This window comes from Nocardioides secundeburneus, assembly GCF_039939255.1.
In the GTDB taxonomy this organism is placed as follows: domain Bacteria; phylum Actinomycetota; class Actinomycetes; order Propionibacteriales; family Nocardioidaceae; genus Nocardioides.
Genome location: NZ_JBDUUE010000008.1, coordinates 63,111 through 86,697, shown reverse-complemented (window position 1 = coordinate 86,697; position 23,587 = coordinate 63,111). Strand labels below are relative to the sequence as shown.

At 73.1% G+C, this 23,587-nt stretch carries 22 protein-coding genes; 11 read left to right on the top strand and 11 right to left on the bottom strand.

Annotated elements, in window-relative coordinates:
- Positions 1–16: 16 nt before the first annotated feature.
- Together ABFT23_RS21045 and ABFT23_RS21040 are read right to left on the bottom strand one after the other, a co-directional pair.
- Positions 17–649: a DUF6758 family protein gene (locus ABFT23_RS21045; RefSeq protein WP_347898791.1), complete on the bottom strand. Its 633-nt coding sequence runs from the start codon at positions 647–649 to the stop codon at positions 17–19.
- Positions 650–741: 92 nt separating this feature from the next.
- Positions 742–1,302 carry a histidine phosphatase family protein gene (locus ABFT23_RS21040; RefSeq protein ID WP_347898789.1) on the bottom strand — a complete coding sequence of 187 codons (561 nt, stop codon included), beginning with the start codon at positions 1,300–1,302 and terminating at the stop codon, positions 742–744.
- Positions 1,303–1,357: 55 nt separating this feature from the next.
- Between ABFT23_RS21040 and ABFT23_RS21035 the strand changes: the two genes are divergently transcribed.
- The 3 genes from ABFT23_RS21035 to ABFT23_RS21025 are packed head-to-tail and all read left to right on the top strand — an operon-like array spanning position 1,358 to position 5,237.
- Positions 1,358–1,939: a PadR family transcriptional regulator gene (locus tag ABFT23_RS21035; protein WP_347898787.1), complete on the top strand. Its 582-nt coding sequence runs from the start codon at positions 1,358–1,360 to the stop codon at positions 1,937–1,939.
- Positions 1,936–2,658 (top strand): ABC transporter ATP-binding protein, encoded by a 723-nt coding sequence (locus tag ABFT23_RS21030; protein ID WP_347898785.1) that lies wholly within the window; start codon positions 1,936–1,938, stop codon positions 2,656–2,658. The genes ABFT23_RS21035 and ABFT23_RS21030 overlap by 4 nt, the downstream gene beginning before the upstream one ends.
- A gap of 38 nt (positions 2,659–2,696) precedes the next feature.
- A complete protein-coding gene (locus tag ABFT23_RS21025; protein ID WP_347898784.1) occupies positions 2,697–5,237 on the top strand; it encodes an FtsX-like permease family protein in 2,541 nt (846 codons plus the stop codon).
- A gap of 10 nt (positions 5,238–5,247) precedes the next feature.
- Here ABFT23_RS21025 and ABFT23_RS21020 read toward each other — a convergent pair whose 3' ends face one another.
- From ABFT23_RS21020 to ABFT23_RS20985, 8 genes are all read right to left on the bottom strand, one after another.
- Positions 5,248–5,781 carry a MaoC family dehydratase gene (locus ABFT23_RS21020; RefSeq protein WP_347898783.1) on the bottom strand — a complete coding sequence of 178 codons (534 nt, stop codon included), beginning with the start codon at positions 5,779–5,781 and terminating at the stop codon, positions 5,248–5,250.
- Positions 5,782–5,981: 200 nt separating this feature from the next.
- Positions 5,982–6,158: a DUF5302 domain-containing protein gene (locus ABFT23_RS21015; RefSeq protein ID WP_347898782.1), complete on the bottom strand. Its 177-nt coding sequence runs from the start codon at positions 6,156–6,158 to the stop codon at positions 5,982–5,984.
- 71 nt (positions 6,159–6,229) lie between these two features.
- Positions 6,230–7,444: a hypothetical protein gene (locus ABFT23_RS21010; protein WP_347898781.1), complete on the bottom strand. Its 1,215-nt coding sequence runs from the start codon at positions 7,442–7,444 to the stop codon at positions 6,230–6,232.
- A gap of 7 nt (positions 7,445–7,451) precedes the next feature.
- Complete coding sequence (locus ABFT23_RS21005; RefSeq protein ID WP_347898780.1) at positions 7,452–8,510, bottom strand: glycosyltransferase family 2 protein; 1,059 nt, start codon at positions 8,508–8,510, stop codon at positions 7,452–7,454.
- A 10-nt stretch (positions 8,511–8,520) separates the two neighbouring features.
- Entirely contained in the window at positions 8,521–9,573 is a 1,053-nt protein-coding gene (locus ABFT23_RS21000) for a hypothetical protein (protein WP_347898779.1), read from the bottom strand.
- Between the two features lie 5 nt (positions 9,574–9,578).
- Positions 9,579–10,649: a DUF2332 domain-containing protein gene (locus ABFT23_RS20995; RefSeq protein WP_347898778.1), complete on the bottom strand. Its 1,071-nt coding sequence runs from the start codon at positions 10,647–10,649 to the stop codon at positions 9,579–9,581.
- 67 nt (positions 10,650–10,716) lie between these two features.
- Complete coding sequence (locus tag ABFT23_RS20990) at positions 10,717–11,913, bottom strand: acyl-CoA dehydrogenase family protein (RefSeq protein WP_347898777.1); 1,197 nt, start codon at positions 11,911–11,913, stop codon at positions 10,717–10,719.
- Between the two features lie 27 nt (positions 11,914–11,940).
- A complete protein-coding gene (locus tag ABFT23_RS20985) occupies positions 11,941–13,170 on the bottom strand; it encodes a hypothetical protein (protein ID WP_347898776.1) in 1,230 nt (409 codons plus the stop codon).
- Between the two features lie 110 nt (positions 13,171–13,280).
- Between ABFT23_RS20985 and ABFT23_RS20980 the strand changes: the two genes are divergently transcribed.
- The 5 genes from ABFT23_RS20980 to ABFT23_RS20960 are packed head-to-tail and all read left to right on the top strand — an operon-like array spanning position 13,281 to position 19,193.
- Entirely contained in the window at positions 13,281–14,957 is a 1,677-nt protein-coding gene (locus tag ABFT23_RS20980; RefSeq protein ID WP_347898775.1) for a class I SAM-dependent methyltransferase, read from the top strand.
- Complete coding sequence (locus ABFT23_RS20975) at positions 14,948–15,208, top strand: DUF6752 domain-containing protein (RefSeq protein ID WP_347898773.1); 261 nt, start codon at positions 14,948–14,950, stop codon at positions 15,206–15,208. The genes ABFT23_RS20980 and ABFT23_RS20975 overlap by 10 nt, the downstream gene beginning before the upstream one ends.
- 14 nt (positions 15,209–15,222) lie before the next feature.
- Complete coding sequence (locus ABFT23_RS20970) at positions 15,223–16,413, top strand: hypothetical protein (protein WP_347898771.1); 1,191 nt, start codon at positions 15,223–15,225, stop codon at positions 16,411–16,413.
- 37 nt (positions 16,414–16,450) lie between these two features.
- The gene (locus ABFT23_RS20965; protein ID WP_347898769.1) at positions 16,451–17,968 is read left to right on the top strand and encodes a phospholipase D-like domain-containing protein; all 1,518 of its coding nucleotides are present in this window, start codon (positions 16,451–16,453) and stop codon (positions 17,966–17,968) included.
- Positions 17,969–18,026: 58 nt separating this feature from the next.
- A complete protein-coding gene (locus tag ABFT23_RS20960; protein ID WP_347898767.1) occupies positions 18,027–19,193 on the top strand; it encodes a glycosyltransferase family 2 protein in 1,167 nt (388 codons plus the stop codon).
- Between the two features lie 21 nt (positions 19,194–19,214).
- Here ABFT23_RS20960 and ABFT23_RS20955 read toward each other — a convergent pair whose 3' ends face one another.
- Positions 19,215–20,408: an endonuclease/exonuclease/phosphatase family protein gene (locus ABFT23_RS20955; RefSeq protein ID WP_347898765.1), complete on the bottom strand. Its 1,194-nt coding sequence runs from the start codon at positions 20,406–20,408 to the stop codon at positions 19,215–19,217.
- A gap of 148 nt (positions 20,409–20,556) precedes the next feature.
- Here ABFT23_RS20955 and ABFT23_RS20950 point away from each other — a divergent pair, with 148 nt between their 5' ends.
- From ABFT23_RS20950 to ABFT23_RS20940, 3 genes are read left to right on the top strand one after another with little or no spacing between them, the layout of a single operon-like run.
- A complete protein-coding gene (locus ABFT23_RS20950; RefSeq protein ID WP_347898764.1) occupies positions 20,557–21,825 on the top strand; it encodes a magnesium transporter MgtE N-terminal domain-containing protein in 1,269 nt (422 codons plus the stop codon).
- A complete protein-coding gene (locus tag ABFT23_RS20945; RefSeq protein ID WP_347898762.1) occupies positions 21,818–22,411 on the top strand; it encodes a DUF1003 domain-containing protein in 594 nt (197 codons plus the stop codon). The genes ABFT23_RS20950 and ABFT23_RS20945 overlap by 8 nt, the downstream gene beginning before the upstream one ends.
- A 12-nt stretch (positions 22,412–22,423) precedes the next feature.
- Positions 22,424–23,587 (top strand): Mrp/NBP35 family ATP-binding protein, encoded by a 1,164-nt coding sequence (locus ABFT23_RS20940; protein ID WP_347898760.1) that lies wholly within the window; start codon positions 22,424–22,426, stop codon positions 23,585–23,587.

The window sequence follows — 23,587 nt, the reverse complement described above, 5'->3', positions numbered from 1 at the left end:
CTGTCAGCCGATCCGGTCACCAGGACGGCGCAGGGCCTCCGAAGGGCAGCTCGACCAGGTGCGGACCGGACTGCGAGGCGTCGCGCAGGATCCAGTCGTCGCGCAGCAGCAGCATCGCCGACGCCGGCCGCAGCACGATCCACAGCCACCGCCCGTGGGCCTCACCGGCGACGACGGAGCGGTCCCACTCGCCGTCGGAGGCGCTCGTCGAGACGGGCCACAGCGGCACCACCTGGCTGCCGATGCGGACCTTGACGCTCGGCGGCTCGCTGCCGGCCACCGCAGGGTCGTCGTGCGGCGTGCCCGCGATGCGCGCGCCCAGGCCGGTGCCGGGCTCCTCGGCCACGACGATCACGTCGACCGGTCCGTCGAGCGCGCTCGTGCCGGTCGTGCAGGTCATCGTCGCGCGCGCCCGCTCGGGCTCGGCGCCCACGGCGGCGAAGTCGCTGACCACCCAGCCCGGGCTGAGCGGCCACGGCAGCAGGGTCGGCACCAGGCCGGCCCGGCCGAGGTGCTCGGCGAAGGCGTCGTAGGACGCCTGGTCGGGCCGCCACAGCGGATGGATCTCGGCGTGCTCGACGCACACCCACCCGGCGTCGGTCTGCGACACCGGGGCTGCGCACCGCGGGCACCCCGCCGAGAGTCCCATGACCAGAGGCTACCGCCCTCGACGCCTCGCGCGCCCGGGCTGCGAGCGGACCTGCGGATCGCTCCACCGCCGTCGCGCCGGAGCCGCGGCGGCTAGGAGTTCCAGCGGCGCACGACGGGGCCGTCGCGCTCGACGCCCAGCACGGAGACGGTGGCGGTGTCGAGGTGGAACCGGCGCCCCTCGGCCACGGGCAAGCCGAGCCAGCGGACGGCGAGGACCCGCAGGGAGTGGCCGTGCGCGAACGCGAGCACCGGCCCGTCGACGGCGCGGGCCCGCTCGACGACCCGGTCGAGACGGGCACCGACCTCGTCGGCCGTCTCGCCGCCGGGCGTCACGCCGTCCCAGATGGTCCAGTCGGGGTCGGTCTCGCGGATCTCGGCGGTCGTGACGCCCTCGTAGTCGCCGTAGGCCCACTCGGCGAGGTCGTCGTCGACGACGGCATCGGGGAAGCCGGCCAGCTCGGCGGTACGGCGGGCGCGCAGGCGCGGGCTGGTCAGGACCAGGGCCGGGCGGAGGTCGGCGAGCCGCGGCGCGAGGGCCCGGGCGTCGTCCTCGCCGTCGACGAGCAGGGGCAGGTCGGTGGTGGAGGTGTGGCGGCCGTCGCGGCTCCACTCGGTCGGACCGTGGCGCACGATCCAGAGGTCTTCGGTCACGCCGACAGTGTGTCGTACTTGCCCGATGGATACCGGGTATGCATACTCCGTATCCATGAGCATCCCGCACGGCCTCCTGACCCTCCTGCGCTCGGGCCCGATGTACGGCTACCAGCTCCGCTCGGAGTTCGAGCGGGCGACCGGCGCCACCTGGCCGCTCAACATCGGGCAGGTCTACTCGACCCTCACCCGCCTCGAGCGCGACGGCCTCGTCGTCGGCCACGAGCCCGACGGCGAGGGCCGCCAGCGCTACGAGATCACCGCCGACGGCGACGATGCCGTCCGCACCTGGTTCGCCCGGCCCGTCGAGCTCGGCGACCGCCCCCGCGACGAGCTGGCGATCAAGCTCGCGCTCGCGGCCACCACGCCCGGCGTCGACGCACGCGGCATCGTGCAGTCGCAGCGCACCGCGACGATGCGACGGCTGCAGGAGCTCACCCGGCTCAAGCGCGAGGCCCCGGCCGAGCCGCCGCCCGAGGACCTCGCCTGGTCGCTCGTGCTCGACAACCTGCGCTTCACGGCCGAGGCCGAGCTGCGCTGGCTCGACCACTGCGAGAGCCAGCTCGCCCGCGCCCGGGCGCGCAGCACCTCCCCGTCCGTGCCGCACACCACCCCGACCGAGGAGATCGTCCGATGAGTCAGCACGCCGCCCTCTCCGTGATCGACGTCGACCGCATCCACGGCCGCGGCAACAGCGCCGTCCACGCCGTCCGCGGCCTCAGCATCGAGGTCCGCCCGGGCGAGCTGGTCGCCGTCATGGGGCCCAGCGGCTCGGGCAAGTCGACACTGCTCAACCTCGCCGGCGGTCTCGACACCGCCACCGCCGGGCAGGTGCTGGTCGACGGCGTCGAGCTCGGCGAGCTCGCACCCCGCGACCTCGCCCGGTTGCGCCGCCGCAAGGTCGGCTACGTCTTCCAGGACTTCAACCTCGTGCCCGGCCTCACCGCCGCCGAGAACGTCGCCCTCCCCCTCGAGCTCGACGGCGCCAAGGCCCGGGTCGCGCGCCGCCAGGCGGTCGCCGCGCTCGCCGACCTCGGTCTCGACGACCTCGCCGACCGGCTGCCGCAGGACATGTCCGGAGGCCAGCAGCAGCGCGTCGCGATCGCCCGCGCCGTCGTCGGTGAGCGGTCGCTGATCCTGGCCGACGAGCCCACGGGGGCGCTCGACTCCGAGACCGGCGAGCAGGTGCTCCGGCTGCTGCGCGAGAGGTGCGCGCTCGGCGTCGCGGCGCTGATGGTGACCCACGACGCCGGCCATGCGTCGTGGGCCAACCGGGTCGTGTTCCTGCGCGACGGCGCCGTCGTCGACGACACCGGACGCTCGGCCGAGCCCGAGTCGCTCCTGGCCGGGGCGTGAGCATGGACGCCCTCCGCCGCTGGCGTCCAGCGTTGCGCATGGCCCGCCGCGACCTGCGCGCCCATCCGCTGCGCACGCTCGCCACCACGATCGTCGTCGCGATCCCGGTGCTGGTCGCACTCGTCGTCTCGACCGTCGTGGCGACCGACGACTGGTACTCCGAGAACTCCCTCGCCCAGCGCTACGGCCCGGCCGACGCCGAGCTGCAGGTGACGCCGTGGGATAGGGCCCAGGTCGACGTCGTCGACGCGGGCGGGGCCGTCTACCCCAACCCGGTCGGCACCGACGGCCGCCCGACCCGCGATCCGGCCGACGTCGACGTGCTGCCCCTGCTGCCCCCGGGGTCGCGGGTCGTGCGCTCCGGGACGGTGGCGGTCCCGCTGGCCTCCGGTGGCACGATGACGGCCGTCGTCGCCGCCATCGACGACCCGCTGTTCGCGGGCCGGTTCGACGACCTGACGTCGGGCCGTGCGCCGCGCGCTCCCGACGAGGTCGCCGTCACCGAGCTGGTGCGTGACGAGGTCGGCCGCGACGGCACCCTCGAGCTGCAGGACGGCACCTCGCTCACGATCGTCGGCACCACCGCCCGCGCCTCGTTCGGCCGCTACGACCAGAGCCTCCTGGTCGTGCCGCCCTCGTCACGCCTGGTCGAGCGACCGCGCGAGGTCGGCCCGGCCGAGAGCCCCGACTGGGTCTCCTACGTCGTCGACCTGCCCGACCTCAGCGTCGCCGAGGGCCAGGCGCTGCAGCAGGACCTGGCGCGCGCCGGGATCGGGGCGCGGATGCGCGACAGCGTCGAGCGCGCCGGAGCGTGGGGCACGCCCGGCGCCCTGCCCGAGGCGGTCGACCCCGTGGCCGCCGCGGTCGGTGCCCTCGTCGTCGGCCTCGGGCTGCTCGTGGTCGTGGTCGTCGTCGGCGCCGTCTTCGCCGTCGGGGCGCGCCGCCAGGGCCGCGTGCTGGGGCTGATGATGGCCGCCGGCGCCACCGCCGCCGACCTGCGGCGCACGCTGCTCGCCCAGGGCGTCTGCATCGGGACGGCGGCCGCCGCGCTCGGCGGGCTCGGCGCCTGGGCCGTGCTCGACCGCGGTCGCGGTCCGCTCGGCGAGCTCCGGTCGACGACGTACTCGGACTGGTCGGTCTCGGTCCTCGGTGTCGTCACGACGCTCCTGCTCGGCGTGCTCAGCGCCGTCGTCGCCGCCGCGATCCCGGCCTGGGGGGTCGGGCGCCTGACGGCGGCGCAGGCGCTCGGCGGCCACGTCGCGACCGGCCCGCGGGCCGCCCGGCACCGGCTGCGCACGCCCGGCCTGTGGATCGTCGGCCTCGGCGCCCTTCTCACCGCCGCGGGCGGTCTCTGGACGGCGTCCGCCTTCGACGTCCGGACGGCCTCGAACCCGACCCCGGTCCCCGTGCTCGTGGCCGGCCTCGGCGTGACGCTGCTCGTGATCGGCACCGGCCTGCTGGCCCCGTGGTTGGTCGCCGTGGCCGGGCGGGTCACGGGCCGCGGATGGCTGCCATGGCGTCTCGCGGCCCGCGACGCCACCCGGCACCGCGGCCGCACCGTCGCCTCCGTGCTCGCCGTCGGGATCGCCACCACCACCGCCGCGCTCGTGGGCTTCGGGCTCGAGGCCCGTGCCGACCAGCCCGTCGCCGAGAGCCGGTCGCTGACGCCCGTCGACGTGGCCGACGTGGTGGTCACCCCGGGCAGCGACCTCGACGACATGCGGCAGACGATGTCGACGGTCGTCGGCGCGACGTCCCTGGCGACCTGGCGGTACGGCGTGCTCGACGGCGGTCGCACCTACCGGCCGACCTACCTCGTCGACCGCACCGGCACGTCCGTCCGCATCGTCGACGACGCCTACCTGCGCGCCGCCGGGGTCGACGACGCCGCCCGCGCCCGCTTCGCCGACGGCGCCGCCGTGGTCGCGGCCCCCGGGCTGGCGCGTGACGACGAGGTCGTCGTGCGCGTCGGCGGGCCCCGCAAGGGCGAGCGCCACACCCTCGACGCCGTCACCGTCGAGTCGTCCTGGGCCGGGTACGAGCCCGTCTGGGTCTCCGGACCGACCGCCCGCGCGCTCGGCGTCGTCCCCGAGCCGAGCTACGCGGGCTGGGCCGTCGTCCCGGGCGGCCTGACCACCGCCGACCAGGACCGGCTCCGCCTCCACGGCATCGACGCCTACTCCGACTCCGCCGTCGACGACGTCAACGGGCGCACCGTGCTCGTCGGCGCGCTCGGGGCCCTCGGGATCACGGCGCTCGTCGTCGGGCTCGTCGTCGCGCTGGCGGCGTCCGAGAGCCGCGACGACGTCGCCACGCTCACCGCCGTCGGCGCGCCGCCATGGCTGCGCCGCACCGTGAGCGCCGGACATGCGCTGTTCGTCGGCGGGCTCGGGGGCGGGCTCGGGCTCCTCGTCGGCACGGCGGGCGGGGTGGCCGTCGTCCAGGTGATCGGCACGCCCGGTACCTCGGTGCCCTGGACGGCGCTCGGCCTGCTCGCGCTGGGCGTCCCCCTGCTGTGCGCCGTCGTCGGGTGGCTCGTCGCGCCGTCGCGACTGACGCTGACCCGCCGGGCCGGGTGAGCGGGGGCGGTCAGTCGGTGGCGGGTCCGGCCCAGTTCTTGTCCGGCTGCGGCACCGGGCGCCCGGGCTGCTCGCCGCCGCGCGCCTCGAGGTAGTTGTCCTTGGGCACCATCACCTTGCGGCGGAAGATGCACACCACCTTGCCGTCCTGGTTGTAGCCGATGGTCTCGACGTGGACGACGCCCCGGTCGTCCTTCGACGTCGACTCCCACTTGTCGAGCACGGTGGTCTCGCCGTAGAGGGTGTCGCCGTGGAACGTCGGCGCGACGTGGCGCAGCGACTCGATCTCGAGGTTGGCGATCGCCTTGCCGGAGATGTCGGGCACCGACATGCCGAGCAGGATCGAGTAGACGTAGTTGCCGACCACGACGTTCTTGCCGAACTGGGTGGTCTTCTCGGCGTAGTTGACGTCGAGGTGCAGCGGGTGGTGGTTCATCGTGAGGAGGCAGAACAGGTGGTCGTCGGACTCGGTGACCGTCTTGCCGGGCCAGTGCTTGTAGGTCGCACCGACCTCGAACTCCTCATAGCTTCGACCGAACTGCACCATGGCTCCTGACCTCGTCGGGTGGCGGACGACGGTCAGTCTGGCAGGGCGCACAGCGCTCGGCGCGGGTCGTGACCGACGTCACGACTCGCTCGGCACCGCGCCGTCAGGCTCCGCCGCCGCCGGCCAGGTCTCGACCCGCCGGATCGCTCGACCACCATCAAGGCGTCGACGGTGGAGCCGGACGACGCTCCGCGCCGTCAGGCTCCGCCGCCGCCGGCCTTGCGTCGGTGCATCTGCGGGCCGGCGCCGACGACCTCGGAGCCGTGCGCCTTCTCCTTCAGCGGGCCGTCCTTCGTCACGCCCCGGCGTCCGGCGTTCTTGCGGTCGAGCGCCTCGCGCATCTTGGCCTTCAGGTCCTCGTTGTCGTCGCTCATGCCCCCACCCTCCCAGGCCCGGCAAGCGGCGTCGACCCATGTCCGCGGGGGCACGGCCGACCCGCCGCGACTCAGCGACGGCGGCGCACGGTGCGGTAGGCCTTGAGCACCTGACGCCCGGCGGTGCCCGACTCGAGCCGGTCGACCACCTTCTCGCGCACCTGGTACGACGGGCGCAGGTGGGCGCGCTCGAGCAGGTCACGGGTCTCGGCCAGCTCGGCGCGCAGGTGCTCCTCCTCCTCGCGCATGCGGGCGTTGTCGAGCAGGAGCGCGGCGATGGCGTCGACGGAGGCACCGGCGACTGCCCGCTCGCGCGGGTGGTCGGGGTCGGACCACTCCCCCGGCGGCTTGCCCACCAGGTCGTGGACGTCGCCGACGACGTCGTAGCCGCGGGCCTCGATCTCGGCGACCCAGCTCTGGGCGAGGCCGTCGACCCACTCGCGCAGGTCGGGCGGCAGGCCCAGGCGCGGCGAGCCCCGGCGCTGCGAGAGGGTGCGGTGGGCGAGCAGCTCACGCACCAGCGGTCGGTAGTGCGCCGAGGGCAGGTGACCGTGGGTGCGCCGGTTGATGCGCCGCACCAGCGCTGTCTCGGGGACGCCGAGCGAGGGGTTGGAGCGGTCGTTCTGCAGGTCGAGGTCGAGTCCGCCGAGTCCGAACACCTCCACGAACCGCTGCCACAGCAGCTCGGGCGGTCCACCGGACGGCGGCACCGTGACCAGGTGCACGTGCTCGGGCGGCAGGTCGCGCGCCCAGCGGTCGAGGATCGCCGGGATCTCCTGCACGCCCCAGAACCACGACGCGATGCGGCTCGAGCGCTCGGGCTCGGTGATCAGCCGCAGGAAGCGGCGGTAGCTGAAGGTGCGCCGGTGCTTGACGTTCTCCTGCCACTCGGCCGGGATCTGGCGCACGAGGTCGCGCACCGACAGCACGAGGTGGATCTCGGGCTCGTCGGGCCCGCCGCTGCCGTGACCGAGCGAGGCGAGGGCCCGGGCCGCCTGCGAGCGGGACGCGGTCGCCAGGATCTCGTGACTGATGATGGAGGTGCCGGGGTGGCGCCGCACCTGCTCGGCGAGGTCGTCCCAGGCGCCGATGGCCTGCACCTCGAGCCCACCCCAGGGCAGCCGCATCAGGTCGAGCGCGGCCAGGAAGTGGGCGTCGAACCGCTCGGCCGGGTAGAGGATGCCGGCGGCGAGCAGCGCGCTGCGGTTGCGGAACAGGACGTCCTGCACCGACGACGTGCCGGTCTTGGGCGTGCCGACGTGCAGGAGCACCTTGGGGCGGGTCATGGGCGGGTCACGACAGCAGCACCGCCGCCGGTCCGGCCGGCACCCCGGTGCGGTCGAGCACGTCCCGCAGGACGTCGCGGCCGCCCGACGGGTCGTCGATGTGCAGGCTCTCGCGCGACAGCGTCTTGGCGGCGTCGAGCATCTTCTCGAGCGTGACGAGGTCGTCGGCGGGCGCCACCGCGGGCACGTGGGTGCCCTGGTCGGGGTGCACCTCGACGAGGAGGCCGAGGTCGTTCAGCGTGTCGAAGTCCTCGACCGTCGTCAGCTCGTAGAGGCGGTGCAGCGTGCGCTCGCGCACGTCGTCGGGCACGTCCATCGCGACGATCGCGCGGATGGCGTTGACGACCGGGATCCGACCATGGCGGTAGACCGCGCGTGACTGGGACTTGGCGAGCGTGGAGAACTTGCGCACGAACTCCTCGGCCGTGGCCGAGTCGTAGTGCAGCAGCGCCAGGCCCGGCGTCGGCAGGTTCTTCACCGTCGTGCCCGTGGAGTCCTTGACCGAGTGCAGCCCGATGCGGTGGTCGGTGCGCAGCCGGACGCCGACCTTGCCGCGCACGTGGCCGTGGAAGTACGACTTGTTGTTCGGCTCCTCGACCAGGCCGAGAGCGCGCAGGAGGACGAGCTGGGGGCGCTCGAGCGGCTTCTTGAAGTGGGTGGGCTCGCCGGTGGGCCACGACGACCGCGACACGGCCTCGAGCGGCGCCATGCGGAACGCCACGCGCGCGGCCGGGAGCGCGTCGACCACGTCGTGGTCGACCAGGGCGACCTCGTCGCCGTCGATGTGCACCAGCCACTCGGCCCAGTCGAAGGGGGCGAGGAGGAGCCGGGCCAGGTTGGCGTTGTGGCGCTGACGCACGTTGAGGTCGTGGGGGCGCTCGGGCCACCAGTCGCCACCGGTGCGCACGTGGGTGACGGCGGGGTGCTCGTCGAGCACGGCCTCGGCCTCGGCCCCGGTGTCCTCGGTGAAGACGACCAGGTGGTCGACGCCGTTGGCGAGGTTGCGCGACACGAAGCGCCCGACGTTGGCCGCGGTGTCCTTCACCGTGGCGGCTGCGACGATCATGGCGGCGAGCCTACGGCTTCGCGTCCCGCCGCCTCATCTCGGCTCGCACCGCCGCGAGCGCGGCGTCGGCCGCCTCGACGGCACCGGGCACGAGCCGGTCGGGGTCGACCCACTCGGCCGGGTCGGTGGCGACGACGTCGAGGTCGGCGAGGTCGCCGACGACGTCGATGCCGCTCCCGCGCACCCACGCCTGCCAGACCTCGGTGCGGGCGCGCACCCAGTCCTCGTGGCGAGGGTCGAGGCGGACGCGCGTGCGCGGGCGTGGGGCCAGCCCCTGCCCGACCACGATGTCGCGCACCAGGGCGTGGTAGCGGCCACCGCGCTGGGCGGCGCCCTCGAGGCTCTCGTTGAGCGCGCGCAGGAACTGGGCCTCGGGCAGGCCCACGGCGTCGTTGACCTTCGCGGCCGGGGCGGGGGCCCAGGCGGGGTCGACGCCGGCGACGTCGAGGAAGCGGGTCCACAGCTGCGACCGGTCGCCGCCCTCGGGCGGCACCGTGACGAGGTGGACCTTCGCCGGGTCGCCGACCGCGGCGAGCCAGCGGCCGAGCACCGTGTCGATCTCGAAGGCGCGCATCACCTTGAGCTCGTCGGCGCGACCGCGGTCGAGGTAGGTGGCGAAGTGCTCGAGCCCGCCGTGCTTGAGGTTCTCCAGGTAGGCCGACACGATCGCGCGACCGAGGTCGCGCGCGGTGTAGACGACGTGGACGTCGACCTCACCGTCGCCCCCGAGCTCGCGCACGGCCCGGACGGCGGCGGCGTCGTCGGCGCGCACGAACGCCTCGTCGCTGATCCAGGTCAGGCCGTGGTGGCGCCGCGTCGTCCCGACGAGCCGGTCCCACCGGCCGTCGGCGTACTTGCGGCCCCGCCACAGCCGGATGCCCGTGAGGTCGAGCGCCGCGCGGAACATCAGCGTCGAGGGCCCCTCCTCCGCGACGTTCTGCGGTACCAGGACCCCGTGGGCGAGCAGCTGCTCGTGGTTGAGCTGCATGCGGCTCTGCACGTAGGTGGTCCCGGACTTGGGAGCCCCGATGTGCAGCACCACACGTCGACCCGTCTGCGTCACGGCCCTCAGTCTGTCAGCCACACGATCGGCGGCCCATGGGGCCCAGCGCCCACGTGGAGCTCGTCGCCACCGTCGGGCCAGCGGCGCACCGAGAGCCAGAACCGGCGGTCCTCCTCGGACGTCCGCCGGCCCGGCTCGAGGGCCACGTGGGCGAACCCGGCGGTCGTCGTGGCCTGCGCCCCGAGCCGTTCGAGGCGGTCGCGGACGGCGTCCTGCTCGGCGCGGTCGAGGTACTGCCACATGACGCTGTGCCACAGCACGGTCACCGTGCCCTCGACCAGCTCGAGCCGCTCGACGGTCTCGAGCGCTCCGGCGCGACGGACCTCGACCGGGTGCTGCGCCGCCAGCCGGAGCGCGCCACGCAGACGCTCGTGCCGCGCGCCGATGTCGGGCCAGACGTAGGCGGTCAGTGCCAGCCGGCCGGCCGTCGTCGCGACGTCGATCGGCATCAGGTCGGACCCGGTGCGCTCGACCACGTGCGGCCAACGGACGTCGGCGGCGCGCCACGGCCCCGGCCCGGCCCACGCGTCGTCGAGCCGGACCGGCGAGGCGGGGTCGCCGTGCGCCCGGCCGCGGTCGTCGACGAAGCAGAAGCGGTCGGCGAGCAGGTTCAGCCCGCCCGACGAGCCGATCTCGACGAGCCGGACCGGGAGCCCGGTCGCCCGGGTGACCTCGAGCAGACCGGCGACGAGGGCCGCGGAGCGGCCGACCTCGTTGGTCTGCGGCGGCCGGTCGAGCCACTCCCGGACGGCGTCCGGCTCGGCCTCGACGAGCCCGCGCAGCGCCGTCCAGGCGCCGTCGGGCTCGAAGGTGCCGCCCACGCTGGGGTAGTACGCCGCCAGCGCCCCGGCGCGGCGCTCGAGCACGAGGCGGTGCACCGAGCCGGCGAACCGCAGCGCGAGCGCCGACGGACCGGGGTCGTCCTCGTGCCCGGCCAGCACGCGGGCGAACGGCTCGGCGGCATCGCCCCCGGCCGCCAGCGCGTCGGCCACCCGCGTCAGCAGGACGCCGTACATCGGCGAGCCGAGGTGCGCGCACGCCTCGGCCTGGCTGCGGAACGCCGTCTCGAGGTTCACCGCACCACGACCCGTCGCGTGTCGAGGTCTGGTCTCGAGGCTCGCTGCGCTCGCACCTCGACCACCGTCAGCCCTTCAGCTTGTACTCCTTGAGCAAGGACCGTCCGATGATCATCTTCTGGATGTCGGAGGTGCCCTCGCCGATGAGCATGAACGCGGCCTCGCGGTACAGGCGCTCGATCTCGTACTCCTTGGAGTAGCCGTAGCCGCCGTGGATGCGGAAGGAGTCCTGGACGACCTCGTTGCAGTACTCGGCGGCCAGCATCTTGGCCATGCCGGCCTCGACGTCGTTGCGCTGACCGCGGTCCTTGATCCGCGCGGCCTTGACCATCATCGCGTGCGAGGTCTCGACCTTGGTCGCCATCTCGGCGAGGCGGAACAGGATGGCCTGGTGGTCGGCGATCTGCTTGCCGAACGTCTCGCGCTGCTGGGCGTAGGCGATGCCGAGCTCGAAGGCCCGGTTGGCGATGCCGCAGGCGCGGGCCGCGACGTTGACGCGGCCGACCTCGACGCCGTCCATCATCTGGTAGAAGCCCTGGCCGGGCTCGCCGCCGAGGATCTGGCCCGCTCCGACGCGGTGGCCCTCGAGCACCATCTCGGTGGTGTCGACGCCCTTGTAGCCCATCTTGTCGATCTTGCCGGGGATGGTCAGGCCGGGAGCGGTCTCGCCGAAGCCGGCCTCCTTCTCCAGCAGGAAGGTCGTCATGTTCTTGTAGACGCTGTCGGCGCCCTCGTCGGTCTTGACCAGGCAGGCGACCAGCGTCGAGGTACCGCCGTTGGTCAGCCACATCTTCTGGCCGTCGATGACGTAGTCGTCGCCGTCCCTGACCGCCTTGGTCTTGATGGCGGAGACGTCGGAGCCCAGGCCCGGCTCGGACATCGAGAACGCGCCGCGCACCTCACCGGTGGCCATGCGCGGCAGGTAGTGCTTCTTCTGCTCCTCGGTGCCGTGCTGCATGAGCATGTAGGCCACGATGAAGTGGGTGTTGATGACGCCCGAGACGCTCATCCAGCCGCGCGCGATCTCCTCCACGCACAGCGCGTAGGTGAGCAGCGACTCACCGAGACCGTCGTACTCCTCGGGGATCATCAGGCCGAAGATGCCGAGCTCCTTGAGCCCGTCGACGATCTCCTGGGGGTAGGTGTCGGCGTGCTCCAGCTCGGTCGCCACCGGGAGGATCTTCTCCTCCACGAACGTGCGGACCGCCTTCAAGATCTCGGTCTGGTCCTCGGTCAGGCCTTCGGTCTCGCAGAGACGACCCATCGTGGTGCCTTTCGATCGCGGAACGTGCTACGTCGCGGTAACCGTAGGGCCGTTCGCAGCCCTCGTGGGGAGCCGGTGAGATTCGTCACCGGTGATCGCGACCGCCACCACGCCCGCCACCTGCCGGACGGCGTCGGGCGTCGCGTCGGGCAGCTCCGCGGCCAGCTCGGGCCGGAGCGCGAGGCCGAGCTCGGCGCACAGCTCGCGTCCCCCGCGCCACAGCGCCTCGGCGGCGTCGCGCACCTCGGTCGCGGGCGGGTCGACCGGTCGGTCGCCCGGGTCGAGGTCATGACGGCCGTCGAGGTCGCCCGGCAGGTCGGCCGGGTCGCCGACCAGCGTGGCGTGCTCCGCGACGGCGGCCAGCGTGCGCCGGTTGAGCCGGACGGCGAGCCGTGCCGTGGCCTGGTCGAGACGGTGGCGGCCCTGCTGCGCGCGCAGCGGGAGGAGGTGCTCGTGCGACAGGCGGCGCATCACCTTGCGGTAGGGCCGCTCGGCCGGCATCGCGAGCTCGACGTTGACCCGGCGCAGCAGCTCGCAGCTGCCGTAGCCCAGCTGCGGGTTGTCGAACGACGCGGCTGTGGAGGTCGTGGCGGGGTCGACGTCGAGGACGTCGCACAGCCGCCGCCAGACCAGGTCGCGGGGCAGCCCGGCCGAGGCGTCGGGCACCGTGACGACGGTGAACCGCTCGCGGGGCACCGACGTTGCCCAGGCAGTGACCATGCGCGGGATGCGCTGGGTGCGCAGGAACGGGCGGGCGACCGGGTCCGGCTCACCCTGCATCACCGTGCGCACGCTGGTCGCGAAGTCCGGCCACGAGTGCCCGAAGGCGTTGCGGGTCAGGCTCTGCCACTGCGACGGCAGCGCCCGGACGGCGTCCCGCACGGTCAGCACCACGTGGACCTCGAGCCCCTCGGCACCGGCCACCACGGCCTGCACGCCACCGGCACGCAGGAACGACAGGAACTCCATCGACACCACCGTGCCGCGACCACCGCGGGCCCCGTGCACCCGCGCGTCGTCGAGGAGCGCGGTCCACCGCGGCGACGCGGCGACGTCGGGCCGCGCACCACCGAGCTCGACCGCCGGGCCCGCGACGTCGAGCAGCTGCCGGGTGGCGCGGACGACGTCGTCCTGACCCGGCACCGACCAGCCGGCGTCGCGCAGTGCCGGCCCGTTGGCCTGCAGCACGTTCTGCAGGTAGGTGGTGCCCGTCTTCATGGCGCCCACGTGCAGCACCAGTCGCGGCGTCGAGCGCACGATCACTGCTGCCTCACGGCGGCGAACCTACCAACCGACGGCACCTGCGCCGTGCCCTAGGGTGACCGGTCAGACCCGGCACGACAGGCACCACGGAGGAGCGAAGGCAGATGGCGACACCCTCGGCCGTCGTCACCGACGTCGCCGTCGACGACAACGGCATCTCGTTCGCCGCCGACGTCGACCAGCCCGTCGACCTGTTCTTCGACGACCAGCGCATCGGCTCGTTCTGGACCGTCCGCGACACCACGGCCTCCACGGCGACCCTCGGGGCCCGAGGACGACGCACCTGGGCCTGGCCCCGCAGCCTGCGACCGCACCTCGACGGCACCACCGAGCTGCGTCTGGTCGTGCACGCCACGGGCGAGCAGGTCTGCGCGCAACGGGTCACGCTCGGCGACGGCCAGGGCGAGATCTCGGTCGTCGACGCGCGCGGCAACCCCCTCAGCCTCGACAAGAGCCAACGCCTGGTGCGGCTGTTCGCCTCGCGGAGCATCGAGCAGCTCACCCCCCTCCTCGACAGCATGAGCTCGGTCATCGCCGCGCTGCAGGAGGGCGGCGTCGAGCCGTTCGTCGCCTACGGCACCCTCCTCGGCGCCGTCCGCGAGAAGACGTTCATCGGTCACGACTCCGACGCCGACCTCGGCTACGTGAGCCGTCGCGACCACCCGGCCGACGTGATGATCGAGTCGTTCGCGCTGCAGCGGCGGCTGACCGAGCAGGGCTTCCTGGTCACGCGCTACAGCGGCGCCGCGTTCAAGGTGATCGTCACCGAGCCCGACGGCACGCTGCGCGGCCTCGACGTGTTCGCCGGGTTCCTGCGCGACGGCGAGCTCTACCTCATGGGCGAGGTCGGCACCCCCTACCGCTCGGAGTGGGTCTTCCCGCTCACCGAGGTCGAGCTCGCGGGTCGCACGTTCCCGGCACCGGCGGTGCCCGAGCGGCTGCTCGAGGCGATGTACGGCCCGCACTGGCGGGTGCCCGACCCGGCGTTCAAGTTCGAGACGCCGATCGGCGTCACCCGGCGCCTCAACGGCTGGTTCCGCGGCACGCGCCACCGCCGCGAGTCCACCTGGGACCCCTACTGGGGCCAGGCCCGCGCCCTCACCAAGACCACGCCGAGCGCGTTCATCCGCTGGGTGCACCGGAGCGAGCCGAAGGGCACCGCCGTCGTCGACGTCGGGTGCGGCTACGGCTCCGACGTGCTCTTCGTCGCACGACGCGGACGACGGGCCTACGGCCTCGACTACGTGCCGCGCTCCTATGCCCCGATGGCCGGCCGTGCCGAGAAGATGGGCTTCCCGGCGACGTTCCTGCCCACCAACCTCACCGAGCTGCGCTCCACCTACGCCGCCACCGCCGAGCTGCGCTCGCTCCGCGGCCCGAAGGTCATGACCGCGCGGCACCTGCTCGACTCCACGAGCACGCTCGGTCGTCGCAACCTGCTCCGCATGGCCCGCACGGTGCTCGCCGACGGCGGGCGTCTCTACGTCCAGGCGCTCGTCGCCCCCGACCCGGCGGGCGACCCGCCCGGCCTCAGGCCGGTCGACATCGACGCGTTCGTCGCCGAGGCCGAGCGCTACGGGGCGCGGGTCGTCCTGCGCCGCGAGGGCCGGGTCGACGACGTCAAGCTCTCGCCGGACAACCTGTCCACCCGACCCGGTGCGCCGGCGCGCAACCCCGACGACCCCGAGGCCGACCCCTCGTCGGCCGCCATCACCGACGGTCCCGGCCCCGAGACCGTCCAGCCCGCCCACCTGTGCCGATTGGTGCTGCAATGGAACTGAACCCCCGCCGCCTCATCTCCTCGCCGCAGCGGCTCCGCGAGCGTCTCGACGCGATGGAGGCCGAGATCCAGGAGTGCCGCCAGCTCAACCTGCGCGTGGCCGAGCTCGCCGACGCCGTCGCCGAGCTGCTCGTGCCGCTCGCCGACAGCGACGACCCGCGGGTGGCCGAGATCATCGAGCGCTACCGGCTCGGCGTGAGCACCGAGGGCCCGCGCCCGGTCAAGCCCACGCCCCCGTCCGAGACCGCCTGATCGCGGAGGCGGTCGTGCCCGCACGCGTCTTCCTGCACATCGGCCAGCCCAAGACCGGGACCACCTACCTGCAGGACGTCGTGTGGGGCCACCGCGAGCAGCTGCTCGCCGAGGGCCTGCTGCTGCCCGGCACCGGCCACCGCGAGCACCTGTGGGCCGCGCTCGACGTCCAGGAGCGGCCCGGTCTGCACCATCGCCACCCCGACGCCGTCGGCACCTGGGAACGACTGTGCGCCGAGCTCGACGCCGTCCCCGACGGCGACGCGCTGATCACCCACGAGTTCTTCTGCGGGGCCACGGCCGAGCAGGCCCAGGCCGCCGTCGACCGCCTCGCGCCCGCCGAGGTGCACCTCGTGATCACCGCCCGGCACGCCGCCGCCCTGTTCGCGGCCGGCTACCAGGAGGCGGTCAAGAACGGCGCCTTCCGCACCCTGCACGAGGTCGACGGCGACCGTCGCCGCTCCGAGTTCACCTGGCGCACCTGGGACCTCGGGCGCATCCTCAAGCGCTGGGGCCCCACCGTCGCGCCCGAGCGCGTGCACGTCGTCCCCATGCCCCGACCGGGGTCGCCCCCCGGCGAGCACTGGCGGCGCTTCGCCTCCGTGCTCGGCCTCCGGGGCGAGTACACCCTGCCCGAGAAGCCGGCGAACCAGTCGCTCGGCGCCGTCGAGGTCGAGCTGCTGCGGCGGGTCAACGAGCACCTCGAGGGCTTCGACTCCCCCACCGACCGCGGCACCTGGATCCGCGGCTACCTCGCCGAGGAACGCCTGCGCGAGCTCAGCGCCGGACGCCGCTTCGGCCTGCCCGACGACCTCCTCGCCACCAGCCGCGCCAAGAGCGCGCAGGCGATCGAGCGCATCGTCGCGGAGGGCTACGACGTCGTCGGCGACCTCGACGAGCTCGCCGTGCCCGACGACCTCCCCCGCGAGCGCACGCCCTACGCCGTCGAGGACGCCGAGCTGCTCGCCACCGCCACGCGCCTGACCGGCGCGATGCTGGCCGACGTCCGCGAGCTCACCCGTCGGCTGGAGCAGAGCCGGGGCGAGGTCCGCGCGCTCCGCGACGACCTCGCCGCCGTCCGCGCCGCGGCCCGGGAGGCCGAGGACGCCCGCCCGGTCACCCGCGTGAAACGCGCCGGCCTGCGCGTGCGCGACAAGGTCCGTCCGCCGCGCGACCGCGACGACTCCCCCGAAACCCCGCGATGAAGCCGGCCCGGGGGCACCCGCGGGGTATCGTGCGGGCGTGACTCCGGGCCTTTCTCCCCACCCCGCACCTCGTCGTGCGCTGCGTCGTCAGACGTCGGCGCGGCGACGACCCACCGTCGCCATCGCGCTCACGCTGAGCCTGGCGACCTCGACCCTGGCCCTGCTGGGGGCCTCGTCGGGGGCCTCAGGAAGCTCACCGGCCGACTCGACGGTCACCGCCTCGCAGACGACGGCCTCCACCGTGGCCGCCGCCGCCCCGGCCGTGCTCAAGGCCGCCCCGCAGGCGAAGAAGAAAAAGAAGAAGAAGTGGGCGCAGTGGACGCCGCCGACGGGCGCCGCGTTCAACCTGCCGCGCAGCAGCTACGCCCAGGAGTACCGCCTCGAGGCGCGCGTCATCGACGCCATCAACCACGCTCGTCGCGGGTCGATGATCCGCATGGCGATGTTCTCCTTCGACCGTCAGCCGGTCGCCGACGCCCTCATCCGCGCCTACAAGAAGCGCAAGGTGACCGTCCAGGTGATCATCAACGGTCACGAGAAGCCCGGCGCGCAGGCCGACCTCCAGCGGGTCCTCGGCCCGCGCTGGAAGAAGCGCAAGAAGAACAAGTCCAACAGCTTCTACTACCAGTGCACCTCGAGCTGCCGCGGCGACTTCGACGTCCAGCACAGCAAGTTCGTGCTCTTCAGCCACACCGGCGCCGCCAAGCGCGTCGTGATGATCGGCTCGTTGAACATGAAGGAGAACGGCGCGGTCAACCAGTTCAACGACCTGCTGACCATCAACCAGCCCGGCGGCATGTACGACTCCCTGGAGCAGACCTTCAAGGAGATGCGGGCCGACAAGGTCATGAAGAACTCGTACAAGGCCGAGACCTTCGGTCGCTACCAGCTCTACACGCTGCCGTTCCCGCGCGCGAAGGCCACCGCCAAGACCCAGTGGCTGTGGCGTCGCGACCCGATCAAGAAGATCCTCGGGCCGATCACCTGCCGCGGCCCGGGCGGCGGTCGCACCGTCATCCGCGTCGACATGCACGCCTGGTCCGACGACCGCGGCGTCCGCATCGCCAACCGGCTGCGTGACCTCTACGCCGAGGGCTGCGACGTCAAGATCATGATCGGCTACGCCAACGGGGTCATCCAGCGCGTGTTCGGGGCCCGGACCGCCCGCGGCTTCGTGCCCGTGCGCAGCACCGGCTTCGACACCCCCGACAGCAACGGTGACTACGACGGCGAGATCGACCTCTACAGCCACGCCAAGATCCTCACGATCAACGGCATCTACGAGGGCAAGCGCAACCGCCGCATCATCGTCACCGGCTCGAGCAACTACCAGGCCGGCGGCCAGTACGGCGACGAGCTGATCCTCAAGGTCGACAGCGCCCGCCTCTACAACCAGTACCTGGCGCACTGGAACAACACCTACCGCAACCACACGCACGGCTTCCACTTCAACGGCGGCACCTGGAAGGTGCAGCCCGACGGCCGGCGTTCCTTCGCCTACGACGACACCTGGGGCGGCCTCGGCATCGACAGCCCCGAGTGGCGCGACGAGTAACCAGCAACCCGGGTAGGGCCGGGTCGGCGCGACCGACCCGGCTCCTACACTCGTCGCCGTGATCGTCACCGTCAGCACCGTCAAGGACAACCTGCACAACGTCCAGCGCTACGTCGAGGGCAACCTCGCCGGCGGAGCCGACCACCTGATCCTGTTCCTCGACCAGGGCGCAGCCGAGGTCGAGGCCTACCTCGACACGCGCCCCGAGGTCACCTACGTCGTCACCAACACCCCGTGGTGGCGTGGCGACCGTCCGCACCTGCTCAACAAGCGTCAGCGCGTCAACGCCAACATCGCCAAGGCGGTGCTGGCGTTCTCGCCGTGGGCCACCTGGCTGTTCCACATCGACGCCGACGAGGTCGTCCGGCTCGACCGCCAGGTCCTCGACGAGATCCCCCGCCACGTCAAGGCCGTCGGCATCCGCCCGCTCGAGGTCGTCAGCACCCGGCACCCCGAGGGTGAGCCGCACCTGTTCAAGCGCCTGCTCGACGACGACGAGCTCGACCTCCTGCACCAGCTACGGGTGCTCGACGAGCCCAGCAACTCGTTCTACTACCGCAGCCACATCGCCGGGAAGGTCGGCGTCCGCCCCCGGCTCGACATCTGGCTCGGCATCCACAAGGCCGCCGACCGCGACGACAACCGCTGGCCCCTGGTCTTCCGCGACGAGCTGCGGATGCTGCACTTCGAGTCCTACTCGGGCGACGACTTCGTGCGCAAGTGGACCTCGATGGTCCGCTCCGGGCCGAAGATGCACTTCGGCACCCAGCGCCTCTCCATCGCCTACGGCCTGCGCGCCCTCGTCGAGATGGACCTCCCCCGCGACGTCAAGGCCCGCTACTTCGAGAAGATCTACCAGCGCCACATGGAGGACCCGGTCGACCAGCTCGCCGCCCTCGACCTCCTCGTCGACGTCGACGTCCGTCGTCCGACCCACCGCCCGACGCCGCTGCCCGACGACGAGCGTCGCCTGCTCGCCGAGCGCCTCGAGATGGTCCGCGAGCTCGACAAGTGGTCCTTCATCCCCGACAGCGACGACGCCGCCGAGGTCGGTCCTCGCCTCCGCAAGCTCTTCAGGACCCGCCCCGTCGGCCCCCTGGGCCCGCCCCACCCCCTCGTCCGGGCCGGCCGGGCGCGCGTCCGCACCACCTTGAACCGCGTGCAGGGCAAGACCGACCCCGCCGCCGACGACCAGGCCCCCGCCGACGGCGACACCCCGGAGTAGTCGGGTCGGGTCGGTGTGCGCCTAGACCTTGCAGTACCAGTAGGGGCCCGAGCGCGTGATGCGGGTCTGGCAGCCCTCCTGCTGGTCGGCGCCGGCGAGGGTGCTGGTGGCGGTGATCATCGGGTGGTCGGTGAGCTTGCGGTCCTGGACGCCGTAGTCGGTGAGGAAGCTGCCGAACTGCATGTCGGTGGTGCCCCAGATCCAGTCGACGTTGAGCTGGGCCGGGAGCATGCACTGGCCGTTGTCGTCGTAGGCGCCCTCGGCCGAGACCATGCCGCTGCGGGCCGCGAACGGGCAGGCGAAGGCCTCACGGTCGTTCATGTCGCCGGTGATGATGACCGGGGTGCCGTCGGCGTGGAGGCGCTGGGCGAGGTCAGCCTCGAGCTCGAGGGCCCGTTGGCGCCAGCCGGCGTGGTCGCCGCCGATGTTGGCCGGGTTGTGGAAGTTGCCGACCCAGACGCGGCGTCCGGTCTCGCGGTGCTCGAGCAGCACGTAGGGCATGGGCATCGGGGCGCCGCCGAAGTAGGGGATGTCGATCGTCTGGGACTCGACGAGCTCCCAGGTGTCGTTGCGCCAGATGATCGAGTTGTCGGCAAGCCGCTCGCCGAGCGAGGTGCCCGGGAAGATGCCCCAGGTGTCGCCGGTCAGGGAGGCGAGCTGGGCGACCTGCGGGTACTGGAACTCCTGCAGGCCGGCGATCGAGACCTGCTTGCGCTCGAGCTCGGCGAGCTGGCCGGGCAGGCGCTCCTCGGCACCCGCGAAGCCGGGACGGCGTCCGGGGCCGCGGGTGTGGCTGGCGCCGAGCACGTTGAACGAGCTGACGACGAACGACAGCGTCTGGACCCGGTCGGCCGCGATACGCTCGAAGCCGCGCTTCTTCAGCTTGCGGTCGACCTGCTTGAGGGTCGGCAGGGTGAGCTCGGGCACCTGGACCGCGGTCTGGGTGGGCGGCGGGGGCGGCGGGATCGACGGCGTGATGGTGGTCTGCGGGGTGCTCGGTGCCTTGGTCGAGCCGCTCGCGGCGGCCGGTGCCGGGTCGTCGGTGGTGCGGCTGATGCCGGCCCACGCGGCGACGGAGACGCCGGCGAGCGCGAGCACGCTGACGAGCACGACGGTGATGATCGAGTCGCGGGGCATCGCGGCGACCCGGTGCGAGGGCGCGGTGGCGCGGGTTGGCGCGGACGGCTGCTCGTCGTCCTGACCCGGCTCGCTCACCCGGGCATGATATCGGGCGCCTCGGCAGGCCCCGGTCGACGCCGTGGTCGGGCGCGCCGCGTCGCCGTCCGGACGACGGGGTCCGGGTGGTTGAATTGTGGAGGCCGTCCGGCGGCCGGACCCACTCATCCGAGGCGAGGAGGCACCCGTGAGCAGCGCCCCGACGCGTGTCTACGCCGCCCGCCTCGTGGGCCTGCCGATCTTCGACCCCCAGGGCGACCAGGTCGGCAAGGTGCGCGACCTCGTCGTCACCATGCGCTCGGAGTCGACGCCGCCGCGGGTGCTCGGCCTGGTCGCCGAGGTGTTCGGGCGCCGCCGGATCTTCGTGCCCATGACCCGGGTCACCAACATCGACAGCGGGCAGGTCTACACGACCGGGCTGCTCAACATGCGCCGCTTCGAGCAGCGCTCCACCGAGACGCTCGTCATCGGCCAGATGCTCGACCGCCACGTCACGATCGCGACCGGCAACGGGCCGGTCGCCGGCACGGTCTACGACGTCGCGATGGAGCAGGGCCGTACCCGCGACTGGGTGCTGAGCCGGGTCGCCGTCCAGGAGCCGGCCAAGGGGCTGCGCCGGCGCGGGCAGACCCACGTCGTCGAGTGGCGCGACGTGACCGGTCTCGCGCGTGCCGACAACGACGCCCAGGGCGCCACCGCGCTGCTGCACGCCATCAACGAGATGCGCCCGGCCGACGCCGCCACGCTGCTGCACGACCTGCCCACGCAGCGGCGCATGGCCGTCGTGGCCGCCCTCGACGACGAGCGGCTCGCCGACGTGCTCGAGGAGCTGCCCGAGGAGGACCAGGTCGAGATCGTCGCCCGGCTCGACACCGAGCGAGCCGCCGACGTGCTCGAGGAGATGTCGCCCGACGACGCCGCCGACCTCGTCGCCGACCTGCCGCTCGAGACGCAGGAGATCCTCCTCGACCTCATGGAGCCCGAGGAGGCGCAGGACGTGCGCCGCCTCATGTCGTACGTCGAGAACACCGCCGGCGCCATGATGACCTCCGAGCCCGTCATCCTCGGCCCCGACGCGACGATCGCCGACGCGCTCGCGCACGTGCGCAACCCCGACCTGACGCCGTCGCTGGCCGCGCTCGTCTACGTCTGCCGCCAGCCCCTCGAGACGCCCACCGGCAAGCTGCTCGGCATCGCGCACATCCAGCGCCTGCTGCGCGAGCCCCCGTCGACCCTGGTCGCCGGCGCCCTCGACGACTCGATGGAGAGCCTGCGCCCCGAGGCGACGATCGACCAGGTGGCCGCTCACCTGGCCACCTACAACCTCGTCGCCGCGCCCGTCGTCGACGACAACGGCCACCTGCTCGGCGCCGTCACGGTCGACGACCTGCTCGACCACATGCTCCCCTCGGGCTGGCGCGACCGTGCCCTGCGCGAAGGGGCCGGCCGTGGCTGAGCGCCGAGATCGCGACCGGGACCGGGAGCGCCGCAGCCGCGCGCCGCGTCTCGACACCCCCACGGCGACGCGCCGCCAGCTCGTGCGGCGTCCGGCCCTCGACGCCGACAGCTTCGGCGTCTTCGCCGAGCAGTTCGCGCGGTTCATGGGCACCGCGACGTTCCTGGCCTACATGACCCTGTTCGTCGTGGTGTGGGTCGCGTGGAACGCGTTGGCCCCCGGCGGCGCAGCGTTCGACATCTACCCCTTCATCTTCCTGACCCTGATGCTCAGCCTCCAGGCCTCCTACGCCGCACCGCTGATCCTGCTCGCGCAGAACCGGCAGGAGCAGCGCGACAAGGTGGTCGCCGAGCAGGACCGGCAGGCCAATGCCCGCGCGCACGCCGACATGGAGTTCCTCGCCCGCGAGGTCGCCTCGCTGCGCATGGCGGTCGGGGAGGTCGCGACTCGCGACTACGTGCGCTCCGAGCTGCGCACGCTGCTCGCCGAGCTCGACGAGCGGGCGGCGGAGGCCGCACGGCGCGACGACCAGCGTGATGCGCCTCACCACGGCACCGACGACCGGCTGTCGCCGCCCGGCTCCTAGACTGAGGAGATCATGACTGCACCCACCCGTGAGCAGGTCGACGCCGCACTCGCCACCGTCAACGACCCGGAGATCAAGCGACCGATCACCGAGCTCGGCATGGTCGACACCGTCGAGATCGACGAGTCGGGTGCCGTGCACCTGACCGTGCTGCTGACGGTGGCCGGGTGTCCGCTGAAGGACACCATCACCCGCGACGTCACGGCCGCCCTCGGTCGCGTCGAGGGCGTCACCGACGTCGACCTGACCCTCGGGGTGATGACCGACGAGCAGCGTGGTGGCCTGCGCGAGGTGCTGCAGGGCGGCCAGGCGCAGCGCGAGATCCCGTTCTCGCAGCCCGGCAACCTGACCAAGGTCTACGCGATCGCCAGCGGCAAGGGCGGGGTCGGCAAGTCGTCGGTCACCGTGAACCTCGCCCTGGCCTTCGCCCACCAGGGGCTCAAGGTGGGCGTGGTCGACGCCGACATCTACGGCCACTCGGTGCCCGCGATGCTCGGGGTGGCCGACGCACGGCCGACGCAGGTCGAGGACCTCATCATGCCGGTGCCCACGGCGTCCGGGGTCTCGGTGATCTCGATCGGCATGCTCAAGCCGCGCCGCGACCAGGTCGTCGCGTGGCGCGGCCCGATGCTCGACCGGGCGCTCGTGCAGATGCTCAGCGACGTGTTCTGGGGGGACCTCGACATCCTGCTGCTCGACCTGCCGCCCGGCACCGGCGACGTCGCCATCTCGCTCGGGCAGCACCTGCCCGGGGCCGAGGTCGTCGTCGTCACGACGCCACAGGAGGCTGCTGCCGAGGTCGCCGAGCGCGCCGGCACGATGGCCTCGATGATGCACCAGCGCGTCGTCGGCGTCATCGAGAACATGAGCTACCTGCCGTGCCCGCACTGCACCCCCGAGGGCACCGAGCACCGCCTCGAGATCTTCGGGGCCGGCGGCGGCGACCGCGTGGCCGAGACGCTCGGTCAGCGGTTCGGCTACGAGGTGCCCGTGCTCGCGCGGATCCCGCTCGACGTGTCGCTGCGCGAGGGTGGCGACGTCGGCAAGCCGATCGTCGACTCCGACCCCACCGCGCCGGCCGCCCGCGAGCTGTCCGGGGTGGCCGAGCGCCTCTCGGGTCGTGGCCGCGGCCTCGCCGGCATGCAGCTCGGTCTCACACCGACCAGTAAGTTCTGA

Excerpts from the sequence above, each read along its gene's own strand:
- ABFT23_RS21045 (WP_347898791.1), bottom strand. The coding sequence starts at position 649 with ATGGGACTCTCGGCGGGGTGCCCGCGGTGCGCAGCCCCGGTGTCGCAG.
- ABFT23_RS21035 (WP_347898787.1), top strand. The coding sequence starts at position 1,358 with ATGAGCATCCCGCACGGCCTCCTGACCCTCCTGCGCTCGGGCCCGATG.
- ABFT23_RS21030 (WP_347898785.1), top strand. The coding sequence starts at position 1,936 with ATGAGTCAGCACGCCGCCCTCTCCGTGATCGACGTCGACCGCATCCAC.
- ABFT23_RS21025 (WP_347898784.1), top strand. The coding sequence starts at position 2,697 with ATGGCCCGCCGCGACCTGCGCGCCCATCCGCTGCGCACGCTCGCCACC.
- ABFT23_RS21015 (WP_347898782.1), bottom strand. The coding sequence starts at position 6,158 with ATGAGCGACGACAACGAGGACCTGAAGGCCAAGATGCGCGAGGCGCTC.
- ABFT23_RS21010 (WP_347898781.1), bottom strand. The coding sequence starts at position 7,444 with ATGACCCGCCCCAAGGTGCTCCTGCACGTCGGCACGCCCAAGACCGGC.
- ABFT23_RS21005 (WP_347898780.1), bottom strand. The coding sequence starts at position 8,510 with ATGATCGTCGCAGCCGCCACGGTGAAGGACACCGCGGCCAACGTCGGG.
- ABFT23_RS20990 (WP_347898777.1), bottom strand. The coding sequence starts at position 11,913 with ATGGGTCGTCTCTGCGAGACCGAAGGCCTGACCGAGGACCAGACCGAG.
- ABFT23_RS20980 (WP_347898775.1), top strand. The coding sequence starts at position 13,281 with ATGGCGACACCCTCGGCCGTCGTCACCGACGTCGCCGTCGACGACAAC.
- ABFT23_RS20975 (WP_347898773.1), top strand. The coding sequence starts at position 14,948 with ATGGAACTGAACCCCCGCCGCCTCATCTCCTCGCCGCAGCGGCTCCGC.
- ABFT23_RS20940 (WP_347898760.1), top strand. The coding sequence starts at position 22,424 with ATGACTGCACCCACCCGTGAGCAGGTCGACGCCGCACTCGCCACCGTC.